Raw genomic sequence first — 22783 nt, forward strand, 5'->3', positions numbered from 1 at the left:
GCAATGCGCGCAGCCGAGATCGCCGACCAGCTCACCGATGTCCTCGTCACCGAGGAGGAGATCCAGGCCAAACTCGAACAGCTCGCGCGGCAGGTGGAGGCCGACTACGAGGGCAAGGATCTGCTGCTCGTCGGGGTGCTGAAGGGCGCGGTCATGGTCATGGCCGACTTCGCGCGCTCGCTCAAGCGCCCGATCGAGATGGACTGGATGGCGGTCTCGTCGTACGGCGCCAGCACGAAGTCCAGCGGTGTCGTGCAGATCCGGAAGGACCTCGACACCGACATCTCGGGCAAGCACGTCCTGATCGTCGAGGACATCATCGACTCGGGCCTCACCCTCAGCTGGCTGCTCGAGAACTTCGCGTCGCGCGGCGCGGCGTCGATCGAAGTGCTCGCGCTGCTGCGCAAGCCCGAGGCCGCCAAGGTCGAGATCGACTGCCGCTACGTCGGCTTCGACATCCCGGTGGAGTTCGTCGTCGGCTACGGACTCGACTTCGCGGAGAAGTACCGCAACCTCCGCGACGTGGCGGTCCTCGCACCCCACGTCTACGCCTGATTCCGCGCGGTACGCCGAAAACGAACGCACAGACCCCGCATAGCCCTGCGGGGGTAGCCTGAACGCACCATGAACGTCAAGAAGCTCTCCCGCAACCCGTTCGTCTACGTGGTTCTCATCGGCGTGCTCTTGATCGTCGGGATGACCCTCATCACCAACCTGACGGGTGCCCGGAGCATCACGACGCAGGAGGGCCTGAAGCTCCTCGGCGGCGACACCGTGACGCAGGCGACCCTCACCGACGGTGACCAGCGGGTCGACCTCACCCTCAGCGAACCGTTCGAGGGCGCGACGAACGTGCAGTTCTACTACGTGGCCGAGCGCGCCGACGCGGTCGTGCAGGCGGTGGACTCGGCCGCTCCGAAGGACGGCTACAACGACGTCGTGCCGCAGACGAGCTGGTTCGGCAGCCTCATCTCGATCCTCCTCCCCATCCTCATCCTCGGTCTGCTCTTCTGGTGGCTGCTCTCGAGCGCCCAGGGCGGCGGCAGCAAGGTCATGCAGTTCGGCAAGTCGCGCGCCAAGCTCGTGACGAAGGAGACCCCGACGGTCACCTTCGCCGACGTCGCCGGGTCCGACGAGGCGATCGAGGAGATGCAGGAGATCAAGGACTTCCTGCGCGACCCCGCCAAGTTCCAGGCCGTCGGTGCGCGGATCCCGAAGGGCGTGCTGCTGTACGGCCCTCCCGGAACGGGTAAGACCCTCCTCGCGCGCGCCGTCGCCGGCGAGGCCGGGGTGCCGTTCTACTCCATCTCGGGTTCGGACTTCGTCGAGATGTTCGTGGGTGTCGGTGCGAGCCGCGTCCGCGACCTCTTCAAGGAGGCGAAGGAGAACGCGCCCGCCATCATCTTCATCGACGAGATCGACGCCGTCGGCCGCCACCGCGGCGCCGGCATGGGCGGCGGTCACGACGAGCGCGAGCAGACGCTCAACCAGATGCTCGTCGAGATGGACGGCTTCGACCCGAAGGTCTCGGTGCTCGTCATCGCCGCGACGAACCGTCCCGACATCCTCGACCCAGCGCTGCTGCGTCCGGGCCGTTTCGACCGCCAGATCGGCGTCGACGCCCCCGACCTGAAGGGGCGCCAGAAGATCCTCGAGGTCCACGGTCGCGGCAAGCCGCTCTCGCCCTCGGTCGACCTCGCCGTCATCGCGCGCAAGACCCCCGGCTTCACGGGTGCCGACCTCGCCAACGTCCTCAACGAGGCGGCCCTGCTGACGGCCCGCTCGAACGCGCAGCTCATCGACATGCGCGCGCTCGACGAGGCCATCGACCGCGTGATCGCCGGTCCGCAGCGCCGCACCCGTGTCATGAAGGACAAGGAGAAGCTCATCACGGCCTACCACGAGGGCGGCCACGCCCTCGCCGCCGCCGCGATGAACAACACCGACCCCGTCACGAAGGTCACGATCCTGCCCCGCGGCAAGGCGCTCGGCTACACGATGGTGCTGCCACTCGACGACAAGTACTCCGTGACCCGCAACGAGCTGCAGGACCAGCTCACCTACGCGATGGGCGGACGTGTCGCCGAGGAGATCGTCTTCCACGACCCGACCACCGGTGCCTCGAACGACATCGAGAAGGCCACCGGCATCGCCCGCAAGATGGTCACCGAGTACGGCATGACCACCGACGTCGGACCGGTCAAGCTCGGCTCGTCTTCGGGTGAGGTCTTCATGGGCCGCGACATGGGCCACGGCCGCGACTTCAGCGAGCGGATCGCCGAGCGCGTCGACGCCCAGGTGCGCGGACTCATCGAGCAGGCGCACAACGAGGCGTACCAGGTCATCAACGAGAATCGCGAGATCCTCGACCGGCTCGCCCTCGCCCTGCTCGAGAAGGAGACCCTCGACCACCTCGAGCTCGCCGAGATCTTCAAGGACGTCAAGAAGCTCCCGCCGCGCCCGCAGTGGCTCTCGAGCAGCGAGCGTCCCGTCTCGACGTTGCCTCCCGTCGAAGTCCCGCGCCGCGCCGAGGCGCCGGTCGCGGCGAACACCGAGGCCGCGCAGCCGGCCGCCGAGACCTCTCCCGCGCGCCACGCGACGGGGCAGGCTCGACCCGCGACGGCCTGAGGCGGCCCGCATGGCGGTCGACCGCGAGCGCGTCACCGAGCTGGTCCGAGAACTGCTCGTGGCCATCGGTGAGGATCCGGAGCGCCCGGGCCTGAAGCTCACCCCGCAGCGCGTCGCCGACGCGTACGCCGAGTTCTTCTCCGGAGTGGGGGAGGATGCCGCGGCGCCCCTCGCCCGCACGATCTCGGTCACGCGGGGACCGGCCCCCGACACCCTCCCGTCCGGGGCGGTCATGCTGCGCGACATCCGCTTCCAGTCGATGTGCGAGCACCACCTGCTGCCCTTCGCCGGGCATGCGCATGTCGCGTACCTGCCGGGGGAGCAGGTCGTGGGGCTCGGTGCCCTGCCCAGGGTGATCGACATCCTCGCCGCACGGCCGCAGGTGCAGGAGCGGCTCGGTGAGCAGATCGCGGACGCGATCGCGGGCTCGATCGACACGCGTGGAGTTCTCGTCGTGCTCGACGCGGTGCATGAGTGCGTGACGATGCGGGGCGGCCGTCAGACCGCGGCATCCACCGTCACCGTGGCGGCCCGCGGCCTGTACACCGAGGCGGCCGCGCGCGCCGAGGCGATCGCACTGCTCACGGGCGGCCGGACGTGACCCTGGTGATGGGTGTCGTGAACGTCACTCCCGACTCGTTCAGCGACGGGGGGCGGTACGCCTCGCACGAGTCGGCGATCGCGCACGGACGGGCTCTGCGTCACGATGGGGCCGACGTGCTGGACATCGGCGGGGAGTCGACGAGGCCGGGCGCCCAGCGCGTCGCGCCCGAGGAGGAGCAGAGCCGCATCCTCCCGGTCGTCGAGGCGCTCGCCGCCGACGGTGCGACGATCAGCGTCGACACGATGAACGCGAGCACCGCCGCGTCCGCGGTCGCCGCGGGTGCGCGGATCGTCAACGACGTCTCGGGCGGTCTCGCCGACGCGGACATGCTCGCCGCGGTCGCGGGCACCGACGCCGACATCGTCCTGCAGCATTGGCGCGGGCACTCGGCCGACATGTACGGCACCGCCGTCTACGACGACATCGTCGGCGAGGTGGTCGGAGAGCTCGGCGAGCGGGTCGCCGCGGCCCGGGCGGCCGGCATCCCGGATCACCGGATCGTCGTCGACCCGGGCTTCGGCTTCGGCAAGACGCCCGAGCAGAACTGGCAGGTCGTCCGCGGTCTCGATCGGCTCCTGGCCGATGGTCACCGGGTCCTCATCGGCACGAGCCGCAAGCGGATGCTGGCGGTCGCCGCCGCCGGCGCGGGCGTCGAGCTCGCGGGTCAGGACGACCTCGACCTCGCGACCGCCGTCACGAGCGTCCTCGCCGCGCAGGCGGGGGTGTGGGCGGTGCGCGTGCACGACGTGGCCGCCACACGCCTCGCGCTCGCGGTGCGCGCGGCGTGGGAGGGGGAGCGATGACCGACGAGATCGCGATCACCGGCATCCGTGCCATGGGGTATCACGGCGTCTACGACCACGAACGCCGCGACGGTCAGGAGTTCGTCGCCGACCTCGTGCTGTCTCTGTCGCTCGCGCCGGCGGCGGCCAGTGACGACGTCGTCGACACCGTGCACTACGGTGAGGTCGCCGAACGGGTCGCGGCGCTGCTCGCAGGCGACCCGGTCAACCTCATCGAGACGCTCGCCGAGCGCATCGCGACCGCCGTGCTCGCCGGGTGGCCGCTCGTCCAGACTGTCGCCGTCACCGTGCACAAGCCGGCAGCTCCCATCCCCGTCCCGTTCGGCGACGTCGCCGTGACCGTCCGGCGGTCGCGCCCATGAGTCGTCGCCTGGCCGAGGGGACACCGCCGCGCGAGCCGCGCGCCGCCGGTCCCGCCCGTCGCGCGGTCATCGCCCTCGGCGCGAACCTCGGCGAGCGAGCCGCCACGATCGCCGAAGCCATCGCCGACCTCGGCCGGCTGCCGCTCACCGAACTGGTCGCCGCGGCCGAGCCGATCGAGTCGGTCGCGATCACACTGGGCGGACCGGATGCCGATGCCCCCCGCTACCTCAACACGGTGGCGATCGTCGACACCCGCCTCGCCCCGACGATGCTCCTCGGCTATCTGCACGCCATCGAGGGGCGGCACGGACGCGAACGGCGGGAGCGGTGGGGGAGCCGCACCCTCGACCTCGACCTCATCACGTACGGCGACGTGCGCTCCGACGACCCCGCGCTCGTCCTGCCGCACCCGCGGGCGGCGGAGCGGGACTTCGTCCTCGATCCCTGGCTCCGCATCGACCCCGACGCCGTGCTCCCCGGCGTCGGTCGTGTCGCCGACCTGCGCGCCGCCCTCCCCGGAGGTGCCTCGTGACGCGCACGAACCCCCTCCTGCTCGCCGCCATCGCGGTCGTGTCGGGTGTCGCCGGGTTCTTCGTCGACCAGGTGCTGACGGGGATGGGGCATCCCAGTTTCACCCCGTCGCCCCTGCTGCCGATCCTCCTCATCGCGCTCGCCGTCGCGGTGGTCGCCGCGGCGATCCCGGTGCGCCGGGCGACCGTCGGGGCGGCGGCGCCGGTCGATCCGTTCCGGGCGCTGCGGATCGCGATGATGGCCAAGGCGTCGAGCATCGTCGGCGCGCTCGTCGCAGGATTCGCGGGCGGCCTCCTCGTCTTCGTCCTCACACGACCGGTGTCACCCTCGTTAGGCTCGACGGGTGCGGTGATCGCCGCACTGGGGGGCGGGTTGCTCCTCGTCGCCGGCGGCCTCGTCGCCGAACACCTGTGCACCATCCGGAAGGACGATGATGACGACCAGCCCGGACCCGACGAACCCGATTACGGACTCTCCCACTCCGACTGACGACGAGACCTTCTCGCGGATCCTCGAACCGCGCGGTGCGAACCGCCTGCCGCTCGGCGACGGCACGTGGCGGCAGCTGTCGCGCAAGTACGTCCTCGGGCAGGTCATCGGCAACCTGGTGCTGCTGGTGCTGATCGCCGCGGCGGTCCTCACCCTCTGGCTCATGTTCCAGGCGACCTGGCCTCTCATCCCCGGCTCGATCCTCTTCGTCATCGTCCTCGTGACGTTGATCGTGACACCGCGCCAGGCGCGCTCGATCGGGTACCAGCTGCGCGAGGACGACCTCGTCTTCCGCCGCGGCATCCTGTGGCAGCGCATGGTGTCGGTGCCCTACGGTCGGCTGCAGCTCGTCGACATCACGCACGGCCCGCTGGACCGGATACTGGGCATCGCCCAGCTGAAGCTCGTCACCGCCGCGGCATCCACCGGTGTGACGATCCCCGGACTGCCGCAGAAGGACGCCGAAGCGCTGCGCGACACCCTCATCGAGGTGGCCGAGACCCGGCGGACCGGCCTGTGAGCGACCTCGACCCGCAGCCGGCCGCTCCGGCGGACGTCGGCGTGCCCGCGCCGCCGGCCGCCGCGGTGCGGTCCGAGATGAGCGACGGCGAATGGCACCGGCTGCATCCGCTGTCGCCGCTGCTGCGCGGCGGGCTGACGCTGCTCGTCATCATCGGCATCCTGATCGCGAACCTGCGCGACCGGCTCATCTCGTTCTTCCTGCCGGAGGGCTTCCGGTGGGACGAGGAGGATCCGGTCGACTTCGTGCTGCAGAACGGCATCGCCGTCCAGGCGATCGTCGCCGTGGTCGTCGGGCTGATCGTGCTGGTCGCCCTGTTCTGGATGGCGTGGCGCTTCCACACCTTCCGCATCACGGGCGACGAGGTCGAGGTGCGCAGCGGTGTGCTGTTCCGCACGCACCGGCGCGCGCCCCTCGACCGGGTGCAGGGCGTGAACCTCACGCGGCCCGCCCTCGCCCGGCTCGTCGGACTGGCCAAGCTCGAGGTCGTCGGCGCGGGCCTCGACGCGAACGTCAAGCTCGAGTACCTGTCGACGGCGAACGCCGAGACGGTGCGCGGCGACATCCTGCGCCTCGCCTCCGGACACCGGACGAAGGATGCCGCGGCCCGCACGGCGGCCGGCGGTCCGCTCACCTCGCGGGTGACGGCGGGGATCTCCGAGATCATCGACGGCGTCGAGGACGACGGCACCGAACCGGAGTCGATTGTGCGCGTGCCGATGTCGCGCCTCATCCTGGCGGGACTGCTGTCGGGATCGACGATCAGCTTCGTCCTCGTGGTGGTCGCCGTGATCGTCGGGCTCGTGCTGCAGCCGGTGTGGATCGTCCCGGCGCTCGGCGCCTCGATCCCCACCGCCATCGCCTTCGGCGCGTACGCCGTGCGTCGTTTCGTCCGCACTGTCCGCTACTCGATCGCCCCGTCGGCCTCGGGCGTCCGGGTGACCTTCGGGCTGCTCACGACGGTGACCGAGACGCTGCCGCCCGGCCGCATCCACGCCGTCGACGTCCGCCAGCCGCTGCTGTGGCGTTGGGGTGGGTGGTACCGCATCCGCATCAACCAGATCTCGGGACGTTCGGCGAGCGACACGTCGGCGGCGCAGATGGGCGACGTGCTGCCCATCGGGACGCAGGCGGACGTCGAGCGCGTCCTGCGCCTGCTGCTCCCGTCGGTCCCGATCGATGCGGCGCTGCTCGACGCGGGCCTCCACGGCCCCGCCGCGGGCGACGGGTACACGACGTCGCCGGCTCGCGCGCGCGTCATCGACCCGCTCACCTGGCGACGCAACGGCATCCTCGTCCTGCCGCAGGCCGTGCTCGTGCGCACCGGGCGCCTCTGGCCGAAGCTCACCATCCTGCCGCTCGCGCGCCTGCAGTCCGTACGCATATCGCAGGGTCCCCTCGACCGCCGGCTGGGCCTCGCCGGGCTCACCGGCCACACCGTGCTCGGCCCGGTGTCGGGCACCGTCGCCTCGCTCGACCACGAAGAGGCGTACGCGCTCTGGAACGACATCACCGCGGCGGCCGTGGCTGCGGCATCCGCGGAATCGGTGAGCCCGGCTGCGGATGAGGAGGGTGCCGCGGGGGTGGATGCGGCGGGGTCCGCACCCGACACCGCCGCGCCCGACACCGCCGCGCCCGTGTCCGCGCCCGTCCGGCCGGAGGACGAGCAGCCGTGACGCGGGACGGCCGCCTCGGCGTGGGGGTGATCGGCGCGGGACGCGTCGGTCCCGTTGTCGGCGCCGCCCTCGCGGGCGCCGGGCATGCCCTCACCGGCATCACGGCGGGCTCGGACGACGACCGCGTCGACGCGATTCTCCCCGACCTCCCCCGGCTGAGCGCGGAGGAGGTCGTCCGCCGCAGCGAACTCGTCGTCCTGGCCGTCCCGCACGACGAGCTGCCCGCTCTCGTCGCGGGCCTCGCCGAGGTCGGGGCCTGGCAGGTCGGGCAGATCGTGATGCACACCGATGCCGCTCACGGCATACAGGTGCTCGGTCCCGCCGCCTCGCGCGGCGCGATCCCCGTCGCCATCCACCCCGCCATCGCCTTCACCGGCACGTCGACGGACCTCCGTGCCTTGAAGGACGCCTACGCGGCGGTGACCGCACCGGCCGCCGTGATGCCGATCGCGCAGGCGCTCGCCGTCGAGATGGGGTGCGAGCCCGTCGTCGTCTCGGACGCCGAGCGCGCCGCCTACGGCGAGGCGATCGCCACCGCCACGACCTTCTCCTCGTCGATCGTGCGGCAGTCCGCCGACCTGCTCCGCGCCGCGGGTATCGAGGATCCGTCGCGCTACCTCTCCGCCCTCGTCCACACGACGATCGACCGCGCGCTCACCGAGACCGCCCCCTCGATCGGCGACGGTCCGACGGCGCTGCCGTGAGCGACGTCGAGCTCGCCCGCATCCCCGCCGGGCGCGTGGAGCTCCACGACGCGCGCCGTCGCACGCGCTGGACCGTCGAGCTCGAACCGTTCGAGATCGGGGTCTGTCCCGTCACGGAGGAGCAGCTCTCCGAGGTGCTGGGGATCGCGGCATCCCACCCCCGTCGTCCCGCCGTCGAGGTCAGCTGGCTGCGCGCCGTGCGGTTCTGCAACGCGCTGTCGGAGTGGGAGGGCCTCGACCCCGCGTACGCCGTCGACGGCGAAGAGGTGCGGTGGCACGTCGACAGCGACGGATTCCGCCTGCCGAGCGAGGCCGAGTGGGAGTACGCCTGCCGCGCCGGGTCGACGGGGCCGCACTACGGTCCGCTGGCCGAGATCGCGTGGACGGCGGCCGACGGGGTGAGCGCACCGCAGCCGGTCGGCGGCAAGCTGCCCAACCTGAACGGGCTGTTCGACACGCTCGGCAACGTTTGGGAGTGGTGCTGGGACTTCCTCGACACGGAGCGGTACGACGACTACCGCGTGTTCCGCGGCGGCGGTTTCGCCGACGACGCCTGGAGCGTGCGGGCCGGCACCCGCCGCGGCGGGGGACCGCGGATGACGCACGACGACGTCGGGTTCCGCGTCGCGCGGGGCGGTTTCGACGCCGTCGACGCCGCGCAGGGGTGGTCGGCCGCGGCCGACGCCGAGCGCGCCGCGGGCGGCGACCCGCGCCCGCCCGGGTGGACGCCGCGCCGCTGAGCCCGTGCGACCCGCTCGACTGTGCACGGCGGGCGGCCACCGGCATCCGCTCTCGCTGCGGAATCCGCACAGGGCCTCGCCGATAGACTGAAGGGTCGAATCCCCGAGGAGCCTTCTGCCATGACCGACGCGTCCGCGCCCACGCCCGCCGAGACGACCGAAGAGGACATCTTCGAGCAGAAGGCGGTCCGCCTCGCCAAGCGCGAGCGCCTGTTGGCGGAGCGGACGGATTCCGCCGGTGGCGCCTACCCCGTCGCGGTCCCGGTGACCGACACGATCCCCGCGCTGCGGGAGCGCTTCGCATCGCTCGAGGCGGGCGAGGAGACCGGCGAGACCGCCTCGGTCGCCGGTCGTATCGTCTTCAGCCGGAACACCGGCAAGCTCTGCTTCGCGGCGCTGCAGTCGGGCGACGGCAGCCGCATCCAGGCGATGGTGTCCCTCGCCGAGGTGGGCGAGGAGTCGCTGCAGGCGTGGAAGGAGCTCGTCGACCTCGGCGACCACGTCTCGGTGACCGGTCAGGTCATCTCGAGCCGGCGCGGCGAGCTGTCGATCATGGTCACCGAGTGGGCGATCGCCGCGAAGGCGCTGCTGCCCCTGCCGAACCTGCACTCCGAGCTGAGCGAGGAGAGCCGGGTGCGCTCGCGCTTCCTCGACCTCATCGTTCGCGACACTGCGCGCGAGACGGTCGTCGCCCGCGCGAAGGTCAACGCGTCTCTGCGTCGCACCTTCGAGGAGCACGGCTTCCTCGAGGTCGAGACCCCCATGCTGCAGGTGCAGCACGGCGGCGCTGCGGCCCGGCCGTTCGTGACGCACTCCAACGCGTTCGACACCGAGCTGTACCTGCGCATCGCGCCGGAGCTCTTCCTCAAGCGCGCCGTCGTCGGCGGCATCGACCGGGTCTTCGAGATCAACCGCAATTTCCGCAACGAGGGCGCCGACTCCACGCACAGCCCCGAGTTCGCGATGCTCGAGGCGTACCAGTCGTACAGCGACTACAACGGCATCGCCGACCTGACGCAGGAGCTCATCCAGAACGCGGCGATCGCCGTGGCCGGGTCGACGACGGTGACCTGGGCCGACGGCACCGAGTACGACCTCGGCGGCCAGTGGGACCGCATCTCGATGTATGAGTCGCTGTCGGATGCCGCCGGTCGCCGCGTCACGCCCGAGACGTCGTTCGAGGAGCTGCAGGCCCTCGCGTCCGAGGCGGGTGTCGAGGTGCCGGAGAAGATCGCGACCCACGGCAAGCTCGTCGAGGAACTGTGGGAGCACTTCGTGAAGGGCGGTCTCGAGCGTCCGACGTTCGTCATGGACTTCCCGCTCGACACGTCTCCGCTCGTGCGCGAGCACCGCAGCATCTCGGGTGTCGTCGAGAAGTGGGACCTCTACGTTCGCGGCTTCGAGCTCGCGACCGGCTACTCCGAGCTCGTCGACCCCGTCATCCAGCGCGAGCGTTTCGTCGAGCAGGCGAAGCTCGCCGCGCGCGGGGACGACGAGGCGATGCGCGTCGACGAAGAGTTCCTGCGGGCGCTCGAGCACGGCATGCCGCCCACCGGTGGAATGGGCATGGGCATCGACCGCCTGCTGATGGCGATCACCGGCCTCGGCATCCGCGAGACGATACTCTTCCCGCTCGTCAAGTGAGCGCGGGCGCGGGCGCACGGCGATGCGTCCTCGCCAGCGGAACCGTCTCGGCGATCCGAGCCGACAGCGCGTCGACCTCCGCGGGGCGGAACCGGAGTGCCCGGAAGGTGCGCGGCATCCCTGCGTAGAAGCACACGTCGGCGACGAGCGGATGCCCCGCGAGCCGGCTCGTGCCCACGATGTGCACGGCCGCGGCGGACAGCACCGTCTGCCGTTGCACGACATGGCTGACGAGGAGGACGACCCGGTCGGAACCTGTGTCGACCCGCAGTCGTGAACAGAGGACGACCGTGAGGGGCCAGGGGATCGCGAAGACGACCGCACCGGTCGCGAGGACGAGCAGCGGCGGCCACCCCAGCCCCGCGGCGACCCAGCCGGCGAGGACGGCGGCAGCGATCAGCCCGGCGAGTAGGACGACACCCGTACCGGTGGCTCGGGCACCCCGATCGCTGGTGAGCAGGCGCGTCGACGGGTCCTCGTCGAACGCCTCGTGCAGCAGGCGTTCCACGACCCGGCGGGGGAGCGACGGGAGCAGGAGGTTCGTGCCGAGCTGCGCGGCCGAGTCCGTCGTCAGAAGCGACAGCCGGACGCGTCCGAGCAGCGTCTCGACGAGGTTGCGCTGCAGCACGACGCCGATCGTCGTCGCCCGCGAGACGCTCCGGGTGTGGGTGGAGAACAGGCCGTAGGAGATCACGATCCGGTCGCCCGGCATCCGTCGCACCTCGAACGAGGCGTAGCGCACCACCGTCAGCACGAGGCCGAGCGCGACGATGCCGACGGCGATCGCCACCGCCCAGACGACCGGGGGCAGCGGCAGCCACCGGGTGAGCGCCGTGTCGGCGCCGAACATGCCCAGCGTCTCGGACACCCCCAACGCCGCGCCACCGCCGATGAGGGCGAACTGGCCGTAGACGACGCTCGCGAGCAGCAGGTGCGTGAGCCGCACCCGGTAGAGCAGGATGCCGGGCGCCGGCCGCGCCTGCTCCGCAGGCTGCTCGGCGGCCGAAACAGCGTCAGCCGTCCCGATCGCGTGCCCGGCGCGCGCCGTCACCTCGCGATGGAGGTCCTCGTCGACCGCCCACATGTGGACCTTGGTCCGCTCGTCGCCGGCCTGGGACAGCGTGAGGACCCGCAGGTCCCACCGGGCGAAAGCCCAGGACTGCCTGCTGTCGACCGTTCCGATGTCGGCCCAGGCGAGGGACTGCTGGCGGCGCGTGAACGCACCGGTCGTCACCACCAGGTGCTCCGGGGTGAGCGCCACCCGGGTGAAGGTCCACCGCCAGATCGGTTCGCACAGGAGAACGGCGATCAGGGGGCCGAGCGCCAGCCACGCCCAGGCGCCCGGCCACACGGCCGGTCCGAAGAGATAGACGGCGCCGGCGATGACACTGCCGACGAGTTTGGGAGAGGACTCCAGGTACGACGCCGGAAGGTAGCGCAGTGGAAGACGCCGAGGGGCCGCGTCGGCGGGGACGGTCACCGCGCCGGCTCCGCCTGCGCGTGGAGCACGGTCGCACGGATGCGCTCCGCCGCGCGCGGCTCGAGCGGGCCGAGGCCCTCGACCTCGGAGATGCACGTGAATCGCACGCTCACGGCGTCGAACGCGCGCAGCAGCGGCCCCTGCACGACTTCGACGTTCAGGATCTGGGCCGTCGCGATGACGGTGGTCCGCCGCCAGAGCCAGCCGCGCGTGATGTAGACGTAGTCCGCCGTCGCGGTGTAGCTCGTGTTCTCGACCTGCTTGCGGTTGAGCCAGGGCAGTTCGATCAGCAGGGAGACGACGGCGAGGATGCCGACGATCACCCAGAGGGCCGTGCGCCACCCGGGATCGGGGAGGAAGGCGATGGCGACGGCGAGCGCCGTGGTGACGAGGACCGTGGTCGCGCCCTCGCGGACGTTGAGGTAGGTCAGCGCGCGGGGTGCCAGCACCGCGTCACCGCGGGTGCCGTGCGCAGGCGGGTATCCCGAGGACCGGGTGCTCGCGGGGACGGTCATGATCCCGATACTCCCGCACCCGCGGCGTCGGCGGGCATCCGTCCGACCTGGATTATCGGGAGATAGAAACCTCGGTGCGCGTAAACTGATCCCGCTTCATCTCGATCCGATTCGAAGCACCCCTGGCTGGCGTCTTGACCGAGACGCCAGCCAGACCCCTTTCCGGAGGGGGCGCCGGTCATTGCACGTCGGCCCGCTGATTGCGGGCGAATCCGATGGCGAGCGGGACGACCAGCCACAGCAGTCCGGCCGTCAGCGCCGGGCCGAGCTCGCCGGTGCCGCTGCCGGCCTCCGTGATGGCGGTCAGTCGGAACCACGAGCCGATGCCGTGCGGGACGAGCATGAGCAGCGGGTCGATCACGAATCCCTGCACGAGCGAGAACACGATGGCGATCGCGACGCGCTGCGTCGCCGCGCCGTAGGCGATACCCGACACGGTGCCGACGCCGGCGCTCCAGAGCAGGACCGCGATGCTCTCGGCATCCGCGTTCCACACGATGGTCGCCCCGGCGGCGAGCGCGAGGCCGGCGGTGAACACGACGGCCAGGACGGCGGCGACGGCGACGAGGACGGTGCACACGATGAGCGCCGTCAGGGCCTTGGCGAGGAAGACGATGTGCCGGCGCGGTTCGAGGGCGAACGTCGTGAGCACGTCTCGCGACTGCCAGTCGGCGGCCATGATGAAGATCGCCAGGATGGGGACGAACACGGTGACGGCCGCCCCCATGCCGAGGAGCGCGCCGGAGATGCTCACCGATTCCGCGTCGACGAGCAGCGCGATCGCGGCGACACCGGCGCCGACGACGACCCAGAGCGCGGCGGTGAGGCCCAGCGCCCACCGCGTCCCCCGTGTCGTGCGGACGTTCCGCAGTTCGGACCGCAGGCTGCGGCCGAAGCGGCCGGCGGTCTGCGGGGGGCTGTCAGCGAGGATCAAAGACGTCACCTTCCACTCGATACTGGCCGCGCGTCAGGCGACGGTAGAGGTCGCTGATCGACTCGCGGTCCTCGGCGAGCTCGTCGAGCACGATGCGGTCGGCGATGCAGATCTCGCTGAGGGAGCGGGGGTCGATGCCGACCGAGAAGCGCCCGTCCTCGGGACGCACGCTGAAGGGGATGCCGCGGGTCGTGAGTGCGCGTCGCAGCAGGTCGGAGTCTGCAGCGATCGCCGTCGCGTTCTTGTCGGCGGTGAGGTCGCCGACCTCGCCGGAGTAGCGGATGGCGCCCTCGCTGAGGACGACGATGCGATCGGCGAAGGTCTGGAGTTCCTGCAGGAGATGCGTCGAGACGAGGACGCAGCCGCCCGTCGTGTGCGCGTGATGGACAAGAGTCGATCGCAGCCAGTCGCCGGTCTCGATGTCGAGACCGTTCATGGGCTCGTCGAGGATGAGGTGTCGAGGCCGACCGACGAGCGCGACGGCGAGGGCGACCCGCTGCTTCATCCCGAGGGAGAGCGCGCCGAAGCGGCGACGTGCGGCAGAGGCCAGGCCGAGCGTGGCGATGAGTTCGCCGACCCGCTCGCGCGGTGAGCCGGTCAGGATGGCGGCCGTCGCGAGCGTGTCCTCGACGCTGCGCCCGGGGTGGTGGGCGCCCGGGTCGAGAAGGGCTCCGACGGTACGGCCCGGCTGTGCGAGATCGCGGAAGAGAACGCCGTCGAACGTGGTCGATCCGGCGTCGGCGATCGTCAACCCGAGCATCGTGCGCATCGCGGTCGACTTGCCGGAGCCGTTGGGACCCAGCAGGCCCGTGACGGTGCCCGCGGGGATGTCGAAGGAGACGTCGTCGAGGACGCGCTTGACGCCGTACGTCTTCGAGACGCCCCTCACGCGGATGACGGTGTCCGGTGTCTGCGGCATGGGTCGTCTCTCCTTCTCTTTCAGGTGGTCGCGGTGTCCCGATGGGACGGCACGCACGTGGTGCCGTCCCATCGGGACAGATCTCAGCCGATGCCGAGGATCCGCAGGATGTAGTCGACGATCGTCGCGAACGAGATGCCCGCGTTGATCCACTCGAGCACGCGACGCCAGTTGTTGCGTGCCCACGCGGTGATGCGTCCGACCTGGCCGGCGACGGCACGGCCCCAGCGGCCGATGTTCGCGATGACCCACGCGATGAACCTCAGAACTGCCCCCATGATGTTTCCTCTCGATCCGTTGGTGTTTGTCAGTGACGCTGCGTTCGTGACCGCGATCGCAGCGCCGGAAGTGACGCTACCGACGGCTCGGGTCGCCGCTCTTGAGTCGAAAGGCCCCAGCGTTCGTGCGGGGGACGCAATCCGCATCCGCCTTTAGACGCAACGGGACCGCCGAGGGTGCCGCCCCCGGATGGAATGCGCTCTCGCGCCGTATCGAGGCGCAAAGGCCGCGGCTAGGCTCCGAGGCGTTCCCACCCACATCGACGCGCGGCAGACACACGGTGCCCGTTCGTCCGCGACGTAAGGAATCCCATGGCTGACAAGAAGCGGACCGCCGCGGACGGCGCGGCCTTCGCCGCACTCTTCATCGTCGCGCTGACGGTCAACATCTGCCTGGCCGTCTTCACCGACGTCGAGGTGATCCTGCGCTGGGGGATCACCGCCGTGGCCGGCATCGCCGCCGCGGCGACGGCGTACGCGATCGTGTCGCGCCGGAGCCGTTCGCGCAGCTGAGGGACGCCGCCCCGCTCAGGGGAGTCGGATGACGCCGGTGGTCGCGGCGTAGAGGAGGACCTGCACCCGATCGCGCACGCCCCACTTCGTCATGATCCGGCGCAGGTGCGACTTGACCGTCGCCTCGGACAGGAAGAGGTCCCGCCCGATCTCGGCGTTCGACATCCCCTTGGCGAGCAGCTCGAGGACGTCGAGCTCACGACGGGAGACCTGTTCCGCGGGACTCAGTGTGACGGTCGGCTGACCCGCCGGCGCACCGATCCGCCGGACGAGATCTCGGCCGGCGACCGACGACAGGACGAAGCCGCCGTGGTGCGCGCTGCGGACGGCCGCCGTGATGTGCTCGGGTTCGGAATCCTTCACGAGGAAGCCGACGGCGCCGACCCGGAGGGCGCCGGCCACTGTCTCGTCGGATCCGTAGGTCGTGATCGCGATGGTCCGCGCGGACGGCAGGTCGACCGACAACTGCTCGATCGCGCGGATGCCGTCGCCTCCCGGCATCCGGATGTCCATCAGGATCACATCGGGCTTCAGCTCGAGGCTCAGGCGGACAGCGCTCGGTCCGTCGCTCGCCTCTCCTACGACAGTCATCCCCGGTTCTGCGTTCAAGAACACCTGGAGAGCCCGTCGGACGAGAGCCTCATCGTCGGCGATGAGAACTCGGATGGGGTCCATGCGATCAGCATAGGTGCCGGTTTTGCGTCTTGCGGTGACGGGATTGCGTCTTGAGCAGGAGCATCCCCCGGCGCTCCTCGCGTCAGGATGGGCGCAGGGCGTGCCGGGAGCTCCTTCCGGCACGAAATCGAGATGGGGAGAGAAAGAATGTTCCGATGGATCCCGTTCGCGAGTCAGCCGACAAATCTGTGGACGCACCTGTGCCGGGTGCTGCGCATCTGCAACTGACCCGCGGCATGCACGGCGCGGGCGGAGCAGCCCGTGCCGTGCAGCGCGAGCTGTGGGACTACGTCCTCCCCCCGAAGGTCGCCCGCGCCATCCTGGCTCTGCTGCCCCTGCTCGCGGCGGTCGACGTCGTGTGGGCGCAGCTGACATCGGGGCCGTCGGTCTCGTGGCCGACGATCGCCGCCTCCGTGCTCACCAACGGCTCGATCATCGCGATGGCCTGGCGGCCCACGTGGGGAGCCATCGTCCTCGTGCTCGCCGGGTTCGTCGCCGTCGTCGCGGGTCAGAGCGGTGAGTATCTGACCGCGGTCGCCATGAGCATCGGGGTCGTCTTCTACTGCTGCAGCGCCGTGTTCTCGACCGCGTACGGGGTCGCGGCCGTCGCCTGGGTGGCGGCGATCGCCACGGTGCCGCCGGGTCTCGACGTCGGCGGAGTCGTGGCCGTCTTCGTCGTCGGGCTCCTGTCGGCGACGGTCGGACGGGGCCTGCGTCGCGTCGTCCGCCGGAACGTCGTCCTCGCCTCGCAGGTCGACGCGCACGAGGCGCAGCTCGACGCGGCGCTGCTGGCGGAGCGCACCCGTATCGCCGACGAGCTCCACGACGTCATCGCGCACGAGATCTCCATCACCGTCATGCACGCCCGCGTCCTGGAGCGCACGGACGACCCCGAGATCCGCTCCAGCTCGCAGCGCGCGATCGTCGCGGCATCCGCTCAGGCGCTGACCGACACGCGTCGCGTGCTGCAGCTCATCCACGGCAGGACGGGGATGGACGGCGTGACGGATGCCGGCGCCCCCGGCATCCGCCGAGAGATCGACTCCCTCACCGAGAAGCTCCGCGACCTCGGGCACACGGTGCGGACGGAGGTCACCGGTGATGCGGCGCTCGCCGGCATCATCGAGACGACTCTCACCCGCGCCGCGCGGGAGGCGGTCACGAACATCGTGAAGCACGGCGCGCCGGCCATGACGATCGAGCTGTCGCTCGTGGTGACACCGCACACCGTCGTGCTGTCGGTGATGAACGATCCGCATCGCCCCGTGTCGGGTCAGCGCCCCGGCCCGGCATTCGGACTCGCCCGGCTTCGAGAGCGCGTCGAGGTGCTGAGCGGAACGTTCGCGGCAGGCCCTGACGAGGGTCGATGGCGCGTCCGCGTGGAGCTGCCCACCCGCTGATCAGCGTTTACGCCCGCGCCGACGCGCGTGTCAAGATCTTGCTTTTTCGTCGCCTGAACCGGTTTAGTAGATCAGGTCCGCCACGAAGGAGTGACCGATGCCCCCCGAGACCCGCCCCACGATCGCGGATGTCGCGCGCGCGGCGGGCGTCAGCAAGGGCCTCGTCTCCTTCGCACTGAACGGCCGTCCCGGCGTCGCCGCCGAGACGCGGCAGCGCATCATGGACACCGCCGCCGAACTCGGCTGGACGCCGAGCCTGAGCGCCCGGTCCCTCAGCGTCGGGCGCGCCTTCGCCTGCGGACTGGTGATCGGGCGGAGCCCCGACGTCATCGCGGCCGACCCCTTCTTCCCCTCGTTCATCGCCGGGCTCGAAGACGAGTTCTCCGTCACCGGTCAGGCCCTCGTCCTCGCCGTCGCGAACCCGGGCCGTCAGGAGGAGGCCACCTACCGGGCGCTCGCCTCGGACCGGCGCGTGGACGGCGTCATCCTCACCGACATCCGCGTCGCGGACGCGCGCATCGCGCTCCTCGCCGAAGTCGGGATCCCCGCCGTCACGCTCGGCCGTCCCGACGTCGCGTCGCCGTTCGCCTCCGTGTCGACCGACGACGGTGCCGGCATCCGTCTCGCCGTCGAGCACCTCGCCGGCCTCGGCCACCGCCGCGTCGGGCACGTCGCAGGGCCCTCCGGCATGCTCCACGCCCACCGCCGCCGCGATGCCTTCCTCGATGCCGCGGATGCCGCCGGCCTCGACGTCGTCGTCGTGGAGACCGATTTCAGCGCCGCCGACGGCGCGCGGGCGACGGCATCCCTCCTCGACGAGCCCACCCCGCCCACGGCGATCGTCTACTCGAACGACAGCATGGCCGTCGCCGGGATGGGTGTCGCCCACCAGCGCGGACTGCGGGTCCCGGACGACCTGTCGATCACCGGTTTCGACGACACCGAGATCGGGCGCTGGGTGCACCCGGCCCTCACGAGCGTGGCGACCGACGCCCGCGGCTGGGGCGTGACCGCCGCCCGCACACTCCTCGCCGCGATCGCCGGCGATCCGCCCGCGCACATCGACCTGCCCGATCCCACCCTCGCCGTCAGGGGCTCGACGGCACCCCCCGCCGGCGCCTGATCGGCGTCGCACGACAGCAAGAGAGCACGACAGACAGACACGACACGAAGGAGAGAGACATGCGACGACGCATCCTCATCACGGCAGCAGCAGCCGCATCCGGTGTGCTCGCCCTCAGCGCCTGCAGCGGCGGAGGCGGCGGGGGCGGTGGTGACGACCTCGAATCCCGAGGCGACATCACCATCTGGTACTCGAACAACGAAGCCGAGATCGGCTGGGGCAAGGCGATGGTCGAGGCCTGGAACGCCGACCACCCCGACGAGCAGATCAAGGCCCAGGAGATCCCCGCCGGCGCCTCGAGCGAAGAGGTCATCGGCGCCGCCATCACGGCGGGCAACGCCCCGTGTCTCGTGTTTAACACCTCGCCCGCGGCGGTCCCCGGGTTCCAGCGGCAGGGCGGACTCGTCAACCTCTCGGAGTTCGAGGACGGCGACGACTACATCACCGCGCGAAGCGGCGACCTCGCGGAGCAGTACCGCTCCGACGACGGCGACTTCTACCAGATGCCGTGGAAGTCGAACCCGGTCATGATCTTCTACAACAAGGACCTCTTCGAGCAGGCGGGCCTCGACCCCGAGAACCCGAAGCTGTCGACCTACGACGAGTTCCTCGACACCGCGCGCACCCTCAAGGAGGAGGGCGTCTCGGAGTACGCGATCAACCCGGCGCCCACGAGCGAGTTCTTCCAGTCGTGGTTCGACTTCTACCCGCTGTACGCCGCGCAGACCGGCGGCACCCAGCTGCTCGAAGACGGCAAGGCGACGTTCGACGACGAGAACGGCACGGCCGTCGCCGACTTCTGGCGCACGCTCTACGAGGAGCAGCTGGCCGGCAACGAGCAGTACCAGGGCGACGCGTTCGCCGACGGATACGCCGCGATGGCAATCGTCGGTCCGTGGGCCATCAGCGTCTACGGCGACGCGATCAACTGGGGCTCCGTCCCCGTCCCCACGCAGAACGGCACCGCTCCCGAGGACACCTGGACCTTCAGCGACGCGAAGAACGTCGGCATGTTCACGGCGTGCGACAACAAGGGCACCGCGTGGGACGTCCTGAAGTTCGCCACGAGCGAGGAGCAGGACGGCGCCTGGCTCGAGGCCACCGGACAGATGCCGCTGCGTCAGGACCTGACCGGCACCTACCCGGACTACTTCGCCGACAACCCCGCCTACGAGCAGTTCGGCGACCAGGCGGCCCGCACCGTCGAGGTGCCGAACGTCGTCGGCTCCGTCGAGATCTGGCAGGCGTTCCGCGACGGGTACTCGAAGTCGGTCATCTTCGGTGAGACCCCGGTCGACCAATTCCTCTCCGACACGGCCGCCGAGGTCGACGAGCTGGCGGCGGGCTGAGATGACCGCCGTCGTCCCGGGTCGCGCCGGGTCCGATCCCGGCGCGACCCGCGGTACTCCGCCGCAGAAGGACGGACAGGATGCCGCGGGCCGCCGCGGCATCCTGCACCGGATCTTCGGCGCGCAACCGCACGGTCTGCTCTTCTCGGCGCCGTACATCGCCTTCGTCCTGGTCGTCTTCGCGTACCCGGTGGTCTTCGCGGTGTGGATGTCGTTTCAGGACTACTTCTTCGCGGCGCCCGGCGCGGAGGTCGACCGTCCGTTCGTGGGGTTCGACAACTACGTCACGGCCCTCACCGACCCCGAGGTGTGGCGCGCGTTCGGCAACGTCGGCATCTTCCTGATCATCAACGTGCCGCTCACGGTGATCCTGTCGATCCTGCTGGCGACGGCCCTCGACCGGGTGACGAAGGCGCGGACCTTCTTCCGGGTGAGCTACTACGTGCCGTACGTCACAGCATCCGTCGCCGTCGTCGCGGTCTGGCTCTTCCTCTTCGCCCGCGGCGGACTCGTCAACAACGTCCTCGGACCGCTCGCGCCCGATCCGTCGTGGCTGGTGAACTCGGCGCTCGCGATGCCGACGATCGCGTTCTTCGTCACGTGGAAGGGCCTCGGGTTCTACATCCTGCTCTACCTCGCGGCGCTGCAGAACGTGCCGCGCGAGCTCTACGAGTCGGTGTCGATGGACGGCGGCGGAAAGCTCCGCCAGTTCTTCTCGGTGACCGTTCCGAGCGTGCGGCCGGCGACCCTGCTCGTCGTGCTCCTCGCCACCATCACCGGTGCGAACCTCTTCACCGAACCGTACCTGCTGACCGGTGGCGGTGGGCCCAACGGCGCCTCGACGTCACCCGTGCTGCTCATGTACCAGCGCGGCATCGAGCAGCAGAACCCCGATGTCGCCGCCGCGATCGGCGTCGTTCTCATCGTGTTCGTGCTGGCCATCGCGGCGCTGCAGCGCAGGTTCGTGGGAGGTGAGGAGCGATGAAGCGGGCCCTCGGTTCGAAGATCGCGATGTACATCGCGCTGTCGCTCGGCGCGCTCGCGTTCCTGTTCCCCTTCTTCTACATGATCGTCGGGTCGTTGCAGACGAACGTCGACCCGACGCCGGCGGGCGCGTTCCCGAATCCGGCGAACCTCACCCTCGACAACTACGCCGCCATCAACGGGCGTATCGACCTGCTGCAGGGGCTCGCGAACTCGGGCATCTTCACCGGCGGTGTGATCCTCGGCACGATCGTGTTCGGCGTCCTCGCCGGGTACGCGCTCGCGGTGCTGCAGTGGCGCGGGCGCGGGGCGACGTTCGCCCTGGCGCTGCTCGTGCAGGTCGTGCCGTTCCAGCTGCTGATGATCCCGCTGTACGTCATGATCGCGCGCGACTACGGTCTCGCCGACAGCTACCTCGGCATGATCCTGCCGTTCTTCATCAACTCGACGGCGGTGATCATCTTCCGGCAGTACTTCCTGCAGCTGCCGAAGGAGCTCTTCGACGCCGCGCGCATCGACGGCGCGGGCGAGTTCCGCCTGCTGTGGAACGTGGCGCTGCCGCTCGTCCGACCGGCGCTGCTGACGGTCGTGCTGCTGACCTTCATCGGACCGTGGAACGAGTTCCTGTGGCCGTTCCTCATCACGAAGGATGCCGCCATGCAGCCGCTCGCGGTCTCGCTCGCGAACTTCATCTCGAACATCGCGGCATCCACCGCCAACCCGTTCGGGGCCATGATGGCCGGCGCCGTCGTGCTCGCCGCCCCCGCAGTGGCGCTGTTCCTCGTGTTCCAGCGCTACTTCACCTCCAACGACCTCGGATCCGGAGTGAAAGGATGACCATGCCCGCCGAGACCCACGTCCCCTACCGCCTCACCCGGATGGGGGTCGTCATGACCCCCGCGGACGGCGATCCGAACGAGGCCGAGGGGGTGCTCAACCCCGCCTCGGGCAGAGGCCCCGACGGCGAGCTCTACCTCCTGCCCCGGCTGGTCGCCGACGGCAACGTGTCGCGGGTGGGCCTCGCTCGTGTCGTCATCGAGGACGGCGTGCCCGTCGCGGTCGAGCGGCAGGGCGTCGTGCTCGAACCCGACCGCGGCTGGGAGCGCGGGGTCGGCAACGCCGGCGTCGAGGACCCCCGGGTCACCTGGATCGAGACGCTCGGGCTCCACGTCATGACGTACGTCGCGTATGGGCCGCTCGGTCCGCGCACCGCCGTCGCGGTGTCGAGCGACCTGCGGGAGTGGCGGCGGCTGGGGCCGGCGCTTTTCCGCTACCAGGACGACCTCGACATGGACCTCAACCTGTTCCACAACAAGGACACGGTGTTCTTCCCCGAGCCGGTCACCGCGCCGGGCGGGCGCGAGGCGCTCGCCGTCCTGCACCGGCCGATGTGGGACCTCGGCGAGACCAAGCCCGGTCAGGGCGTGCGCGTCCCAGCCGGTGTCGAGGACGAGCGGCAGTCGATCTGGATCAGCTACATCCCGCTCGACGCCGTCCGCGCGGACCTCTCGGCGCTCACCCTCTGGGAGCAACACCGCTTCGTCGCGGGGCCGGAGTTCCCGTTCGAGGCGTTGAAGATCGGCGGAGGACCGCCGCCCCGCCGCATCCCCGAAGGATGGCTCGTCCTGCACCACGGAGTCACCGGCACGATCGACAGCGCCTTCTCGCAGCAGCAGAAGGTCAACTATGCCGCAGGCGCCATCATCCTCGACGCGAACGACCCGTCGAGGGTCGTCGCCCGCACTCCGGAGCCGCTGCTGGCGCCGGAGACAGACGACGAGCGCAGCGGGATCGTGCCGAACGTCGTCTTCCCGACCGCGATCGAAGAGGTCGACGGCCGCCTGTTCGTGTTCTACGGCATGGCCGACTCGAAGATCGGCGTCGCCCTGCTCGAACGCACCGACTGATCGC

The 22783-nt window shown here is 70.6% G+C and carries 25 protein-coding genes; 19 read left to right on the plus strand and 6 right to left on the minus strand.

From position 1 onward, the window contains the following. Positions 1-3 precede the first annotated feature (3 nt). From hpt to lysS, 12 genes are all read left to right on the plus strand, one after another. The gene (hpt, locus tag AYL44_RS12420) at positions 4-555 is read left to right on the plus strand and encodes a hypoxanthine phosphoribosyltransferase (RefSeq protein WP_064003607.1); all 552 of its coding nucleotides are present in this window, start codon (positions 4-6) and stop codon (positions 553-555) included. Between the two features lie 69 nt (positions 556-624). After that, entirely contained in the window at positions 625-2628 is a 2004-nt protein-coding gene (ftsH, locus tag AYL44_RS12425; RefSeq protein ID WP_064003608.1) for an ATP-dependent zinc metalloprotease FtsH, read from the plus strand. Between the two features lie 10 nt (positions 2629-2638). Continuing rightward, complete coding sequence (gene folE, locus AYL44_RS12430; RefSeq protein ID WP_064003609.1) at positions 2639-3229, plus strand: GTP cyclohydrolase I; 591 nt, start codon at positions 2639-2641, stop codon at positions 3227-3229. Then, positions 3226-4035, plus strand: coding sequence for a dihydropteroate synthase (gene folP / locus AYL44_RS12435; protein WP_064003610.1), 810 nt, complete (start codon positions 3226-3228; stop codon positions 4033-4035). The genes folE and folP overlap by 4 nt, the downstream gene beginning before the upstream one ends. Further along, entirely contained in the window at positions 4032-4397 is a 366-nt protein-coding gene (gene folB, locus AYL44_RS12440) for a dihydroneopterin aldolase (RefSeq protein ID WP_064003611.1), read from the plus strand. The genes folP and folB overlap by 4 nt, the downstream gene beginning before the upstream one ends. After that, positions 4394-4930 carry a 2-amino-4-hydroxy-6-hydroxymethyldihydropteridine diphosphokinase gene (gene folK / locus AYL44_RS12445; protein ID WP_064003612.1) on the plus strand — a complete coding sequence of 179 codons (537 nt, stop codon included), beginning with the start codon at positions 4394-4396 and terminating at the stop codon, positions 4928-4930. The genes folB and folK overlap by 4 nt, the downstream gene beginning before the upstream one ends. Next, positions 4927-5418, plus strand: a complete 492-nt coding sequence (locus AYL44_RS12450; protein WP_064003613.1) for a DUF3180 domain-containing protein — start codon at positions 4927-4929, stop codon at positions 5416-5418. Before folK ends, AYL44_RS12450 begins: the two co-directional genes overlap by 4 nt. Beyond that, positions 5363-5938, plus strand: coding sequence for a PH domain-containing protein (locus AYL44_RS12455; RefSeq protein ID WP_064003614.1), 576 nt, complete (start codon positions 5363-5365; stop codon positions 5936-5938). Before AYL44_RS12450 ends, AYL44_RS12455 begins: the two co-directional genes overlap by 56 nt. Beyond that, a complete protein-coding gene (locus AYL44_RS12460; protein ID WP_082886206.1) occupies positions 5935-7614 on the plus strand; it encodes a PH domain-containing protein in 1680 nt (559 codons plus the stop codon). Before AYL44_RS12455 ends, AYL44_RS12460 begins: the two co-directional genes overlap by 4 nt. Further along, entirely contained in the window at positions 7611-8318 is a 708-nt protein-coding gene (locus AYL44_RS12465) for a DUF2520 domain-containing protein (protein ID WP_064003615.1), read from the plus strand. The genes AYL44_RS12460 and AYL44_RS12465 overlap by 4 nt, the downstream gene beginning before the upstream one ends. Then, positions 8315-9058, plus strand: a complete 744-nt coding sequence (locus AYL44_RS12470) for a formylglycine-generating enzyme family protein (protein ID WP_064003616.1) — start codon at positions 8315-8317, stop codon at positions 9056-9058. Before AYL44_RS12465 ends, AYL44_RS12470 begins: the two co-directional genes overlap by 4 nt. Before the next feature lie 120 nt (positions 9059-9178). After that, a complete protein-coding gene (lysS, locus tag AYL44_RS12475) occupies positions 9179-10702 on the plus strand; it encodes a lysine--tRNA ligase (RefSeq protein ID WP_064003617.1) in 1524 nt (507 codons plus the stop codon). Here lysS and AYL44_RS12480 read toward each other — a convergent pair. The 5 genes from AYL44_RS12480 to AYL44_RS12500 form a co-directional block, all read right to left on the minus strand. Then, positions 10695-12182, minus strand: coding sequence for a PH domain-containing protein (locus AYL44_RS12480; protein ID WP_064003618.1), 1488 nt, complete (start codon positions 12180-12182; stop codon positions 10695-10697). The genes lysS and AYL44_RS12480 overlap by 8 nt on opposite strands. Beyond that, entirely contained in the window at positions 12179-12697 is a 519-nt protein-coding gene (locus AYL44_RS14720) for a PH domain-containing protein (RefSeq protein WP_231872803.1), read from the minus strand. The genes AYL44_RS12480 and AYL44_RS14720 overlap by 4 nt, the downstream gene beginning before the upstream one ends. A 178-nt stretch (positions 12698-12875) precedes the next feature. Next, the gene (locus AYL44_RS12490; RefSeq protein ID WP_231872804.1) at positions 12876-13640 is read right to left on the minus strand and encodes an ABC transporter permease; all 765 of its coding nucleotides are present in this window, start codon (positions 13638-13640) and stop codon (positions 12876-12878) included. After that, a complete protein-coding gene (locus AYL44_RS12495; RefSeq protein WP_064003620.1) occupies positions 13618-14550 on the minus strand; it encodes an ATP-binding cassette domain-containing protein in 933 nt (310 codons plus the stop codon). Before AYL44_RS12495 ends, AYL44_RS12490 begins: the two co-directional genes overlap by 23 nt. Positions 14551-14633: 83 nt before the next feature. After that, positions 14634-14828 (minus strand): aureocin A53 family class IId bacteriocin, encoded by a 195-nt coding sequence (locus AYL44_RS12500; protein WP_018185747.1) that lies wholly within the window; start codon positions 14826-14828, stop codon positions 14634-14636. Between the two features lie 312 nt (positions 14829-15140). On the opposite strand from AYL44_RS12500, the gene AYL44_RS12505 reads away from it, so the two are divergent. Next, positions 15141-15341 carry a hypothetical protein gene (locus AYL44_RS12505; protein ID WP_018185746.1) on the plus strand — a complete coding sequence of 67 codons (201 nt, stop codon included), beginning with the start codon at positions 15141-15143 and terminating at the stop codon, positions 15339-15341. 15 nt (positions 15342-15356) lie between these two features. On the opposite strand, the gene AYL44_RS12510 is transcribed toward AYL44_RS12505, so the two are convergent. Next, positions 15357-16016, minus strand: coding sequence for a response regulator (locus AYL44_RS12510; protein WP_064003621.1), 660 nt, complete (start codon positions 16014-16016; stop codon positions 15357-15359). 155 nt (positions 16017-16171) lie between these two features. Here AYL44_RS12510 and AYL44_RS12515 point away from each other — a divergent pair, with 155 nt between their 5' ends. The 6 genes from AYL44_RS12515 to AYL44_RS12540 all read left to right on the plus strand — a co-directional run bounded on the left by AYL44_RS12515 (position 16172) and on the right by AYL44_RS12540 (position 22779). After that, positions 16172-17416: a sensor histidine kinase gene (locus tag AYL44_RS12515; RefSeq protein ID WP_231872805.1), complete on the plus strand. Its 1245-nt coding sequence runs from the start codon at positions 16172-16174 to the stop codon at positions 17414-17416. A gap of 97 nt (positions 17417-17513) precedes the next feature. Continuing rightward, on the plus strand, positions 17514-18539 hold the full coding sequence (locus tag AYL44_RS12520; protein WP_064003623.1) for a LacI family DNA-binding transcriptional regulator: 1026 nt from the start codon (positions 17514-17516) through the stop codon (positions 18537-18539). Between the two features lie 59 nt (positions 18540-18598). Further along, positions 18599-19888 carry an extracellular solute-binding protein gene (locus AYL44_RS12525; protein ID WP_064003624.1) on the plus strand — a complete coding sequence of 430 codons (1290 nt, stop codon included), beginning with the start codon at positions 18599-18601 and terminating at the stop codon, positions 19886-19888. A 1-nt stretch (position 19889) separates the two neighbouring features. Continuing rightward, complete coding sequence (locus tag AYL44_RS12530; RefSeq protein WP_064003625.1) at positions 19890-20873, plus strand: carbohydrate ABC transporter permease; 984 nt, start codon at positions 19890-19892, stop codon at positions 20871-20873. Then, positions 20870-21709 carry a carbohydrate ABC transporter permease gene (locus AYL44_RS12535; protein ID WP_064003626.1) on the plus strand — a complete coding sequence of 280 codons (840 nt, stop codon included), beginning with the start codon at positions 20870-20872 and terminating at the stop codon, positions 21707-21709. Before AYL44_RS12530 ends, AYL44_RS12535 begins: the two co-directional genes overlap by 4 nt. A 2-nt stretch (positions 21710-21711) precedes the next feature. Continuing rightward, positions 21712-22779, plus strand: coding sequence for a glycosidase (locus tag AYL44_RS12540; protein ID WP_064003627.1), 1068 nt, complete (start codon positions 21712-21714; stop codon positions 22777-22779). Positions 22780-22783 lie beyond the last annotated feature (4 nt).

The sequence above is a fragment of the Microbacterium oleivorans genome, assembly GCF_001644225.1.
Taxonomy (GTDB): domain Bacteria; phylum Actinomycetota; class Actinomycetes; order Actinomycetales; family Microbacteriaceae; genus Microbacterium; species Microbacterium gawkjiense.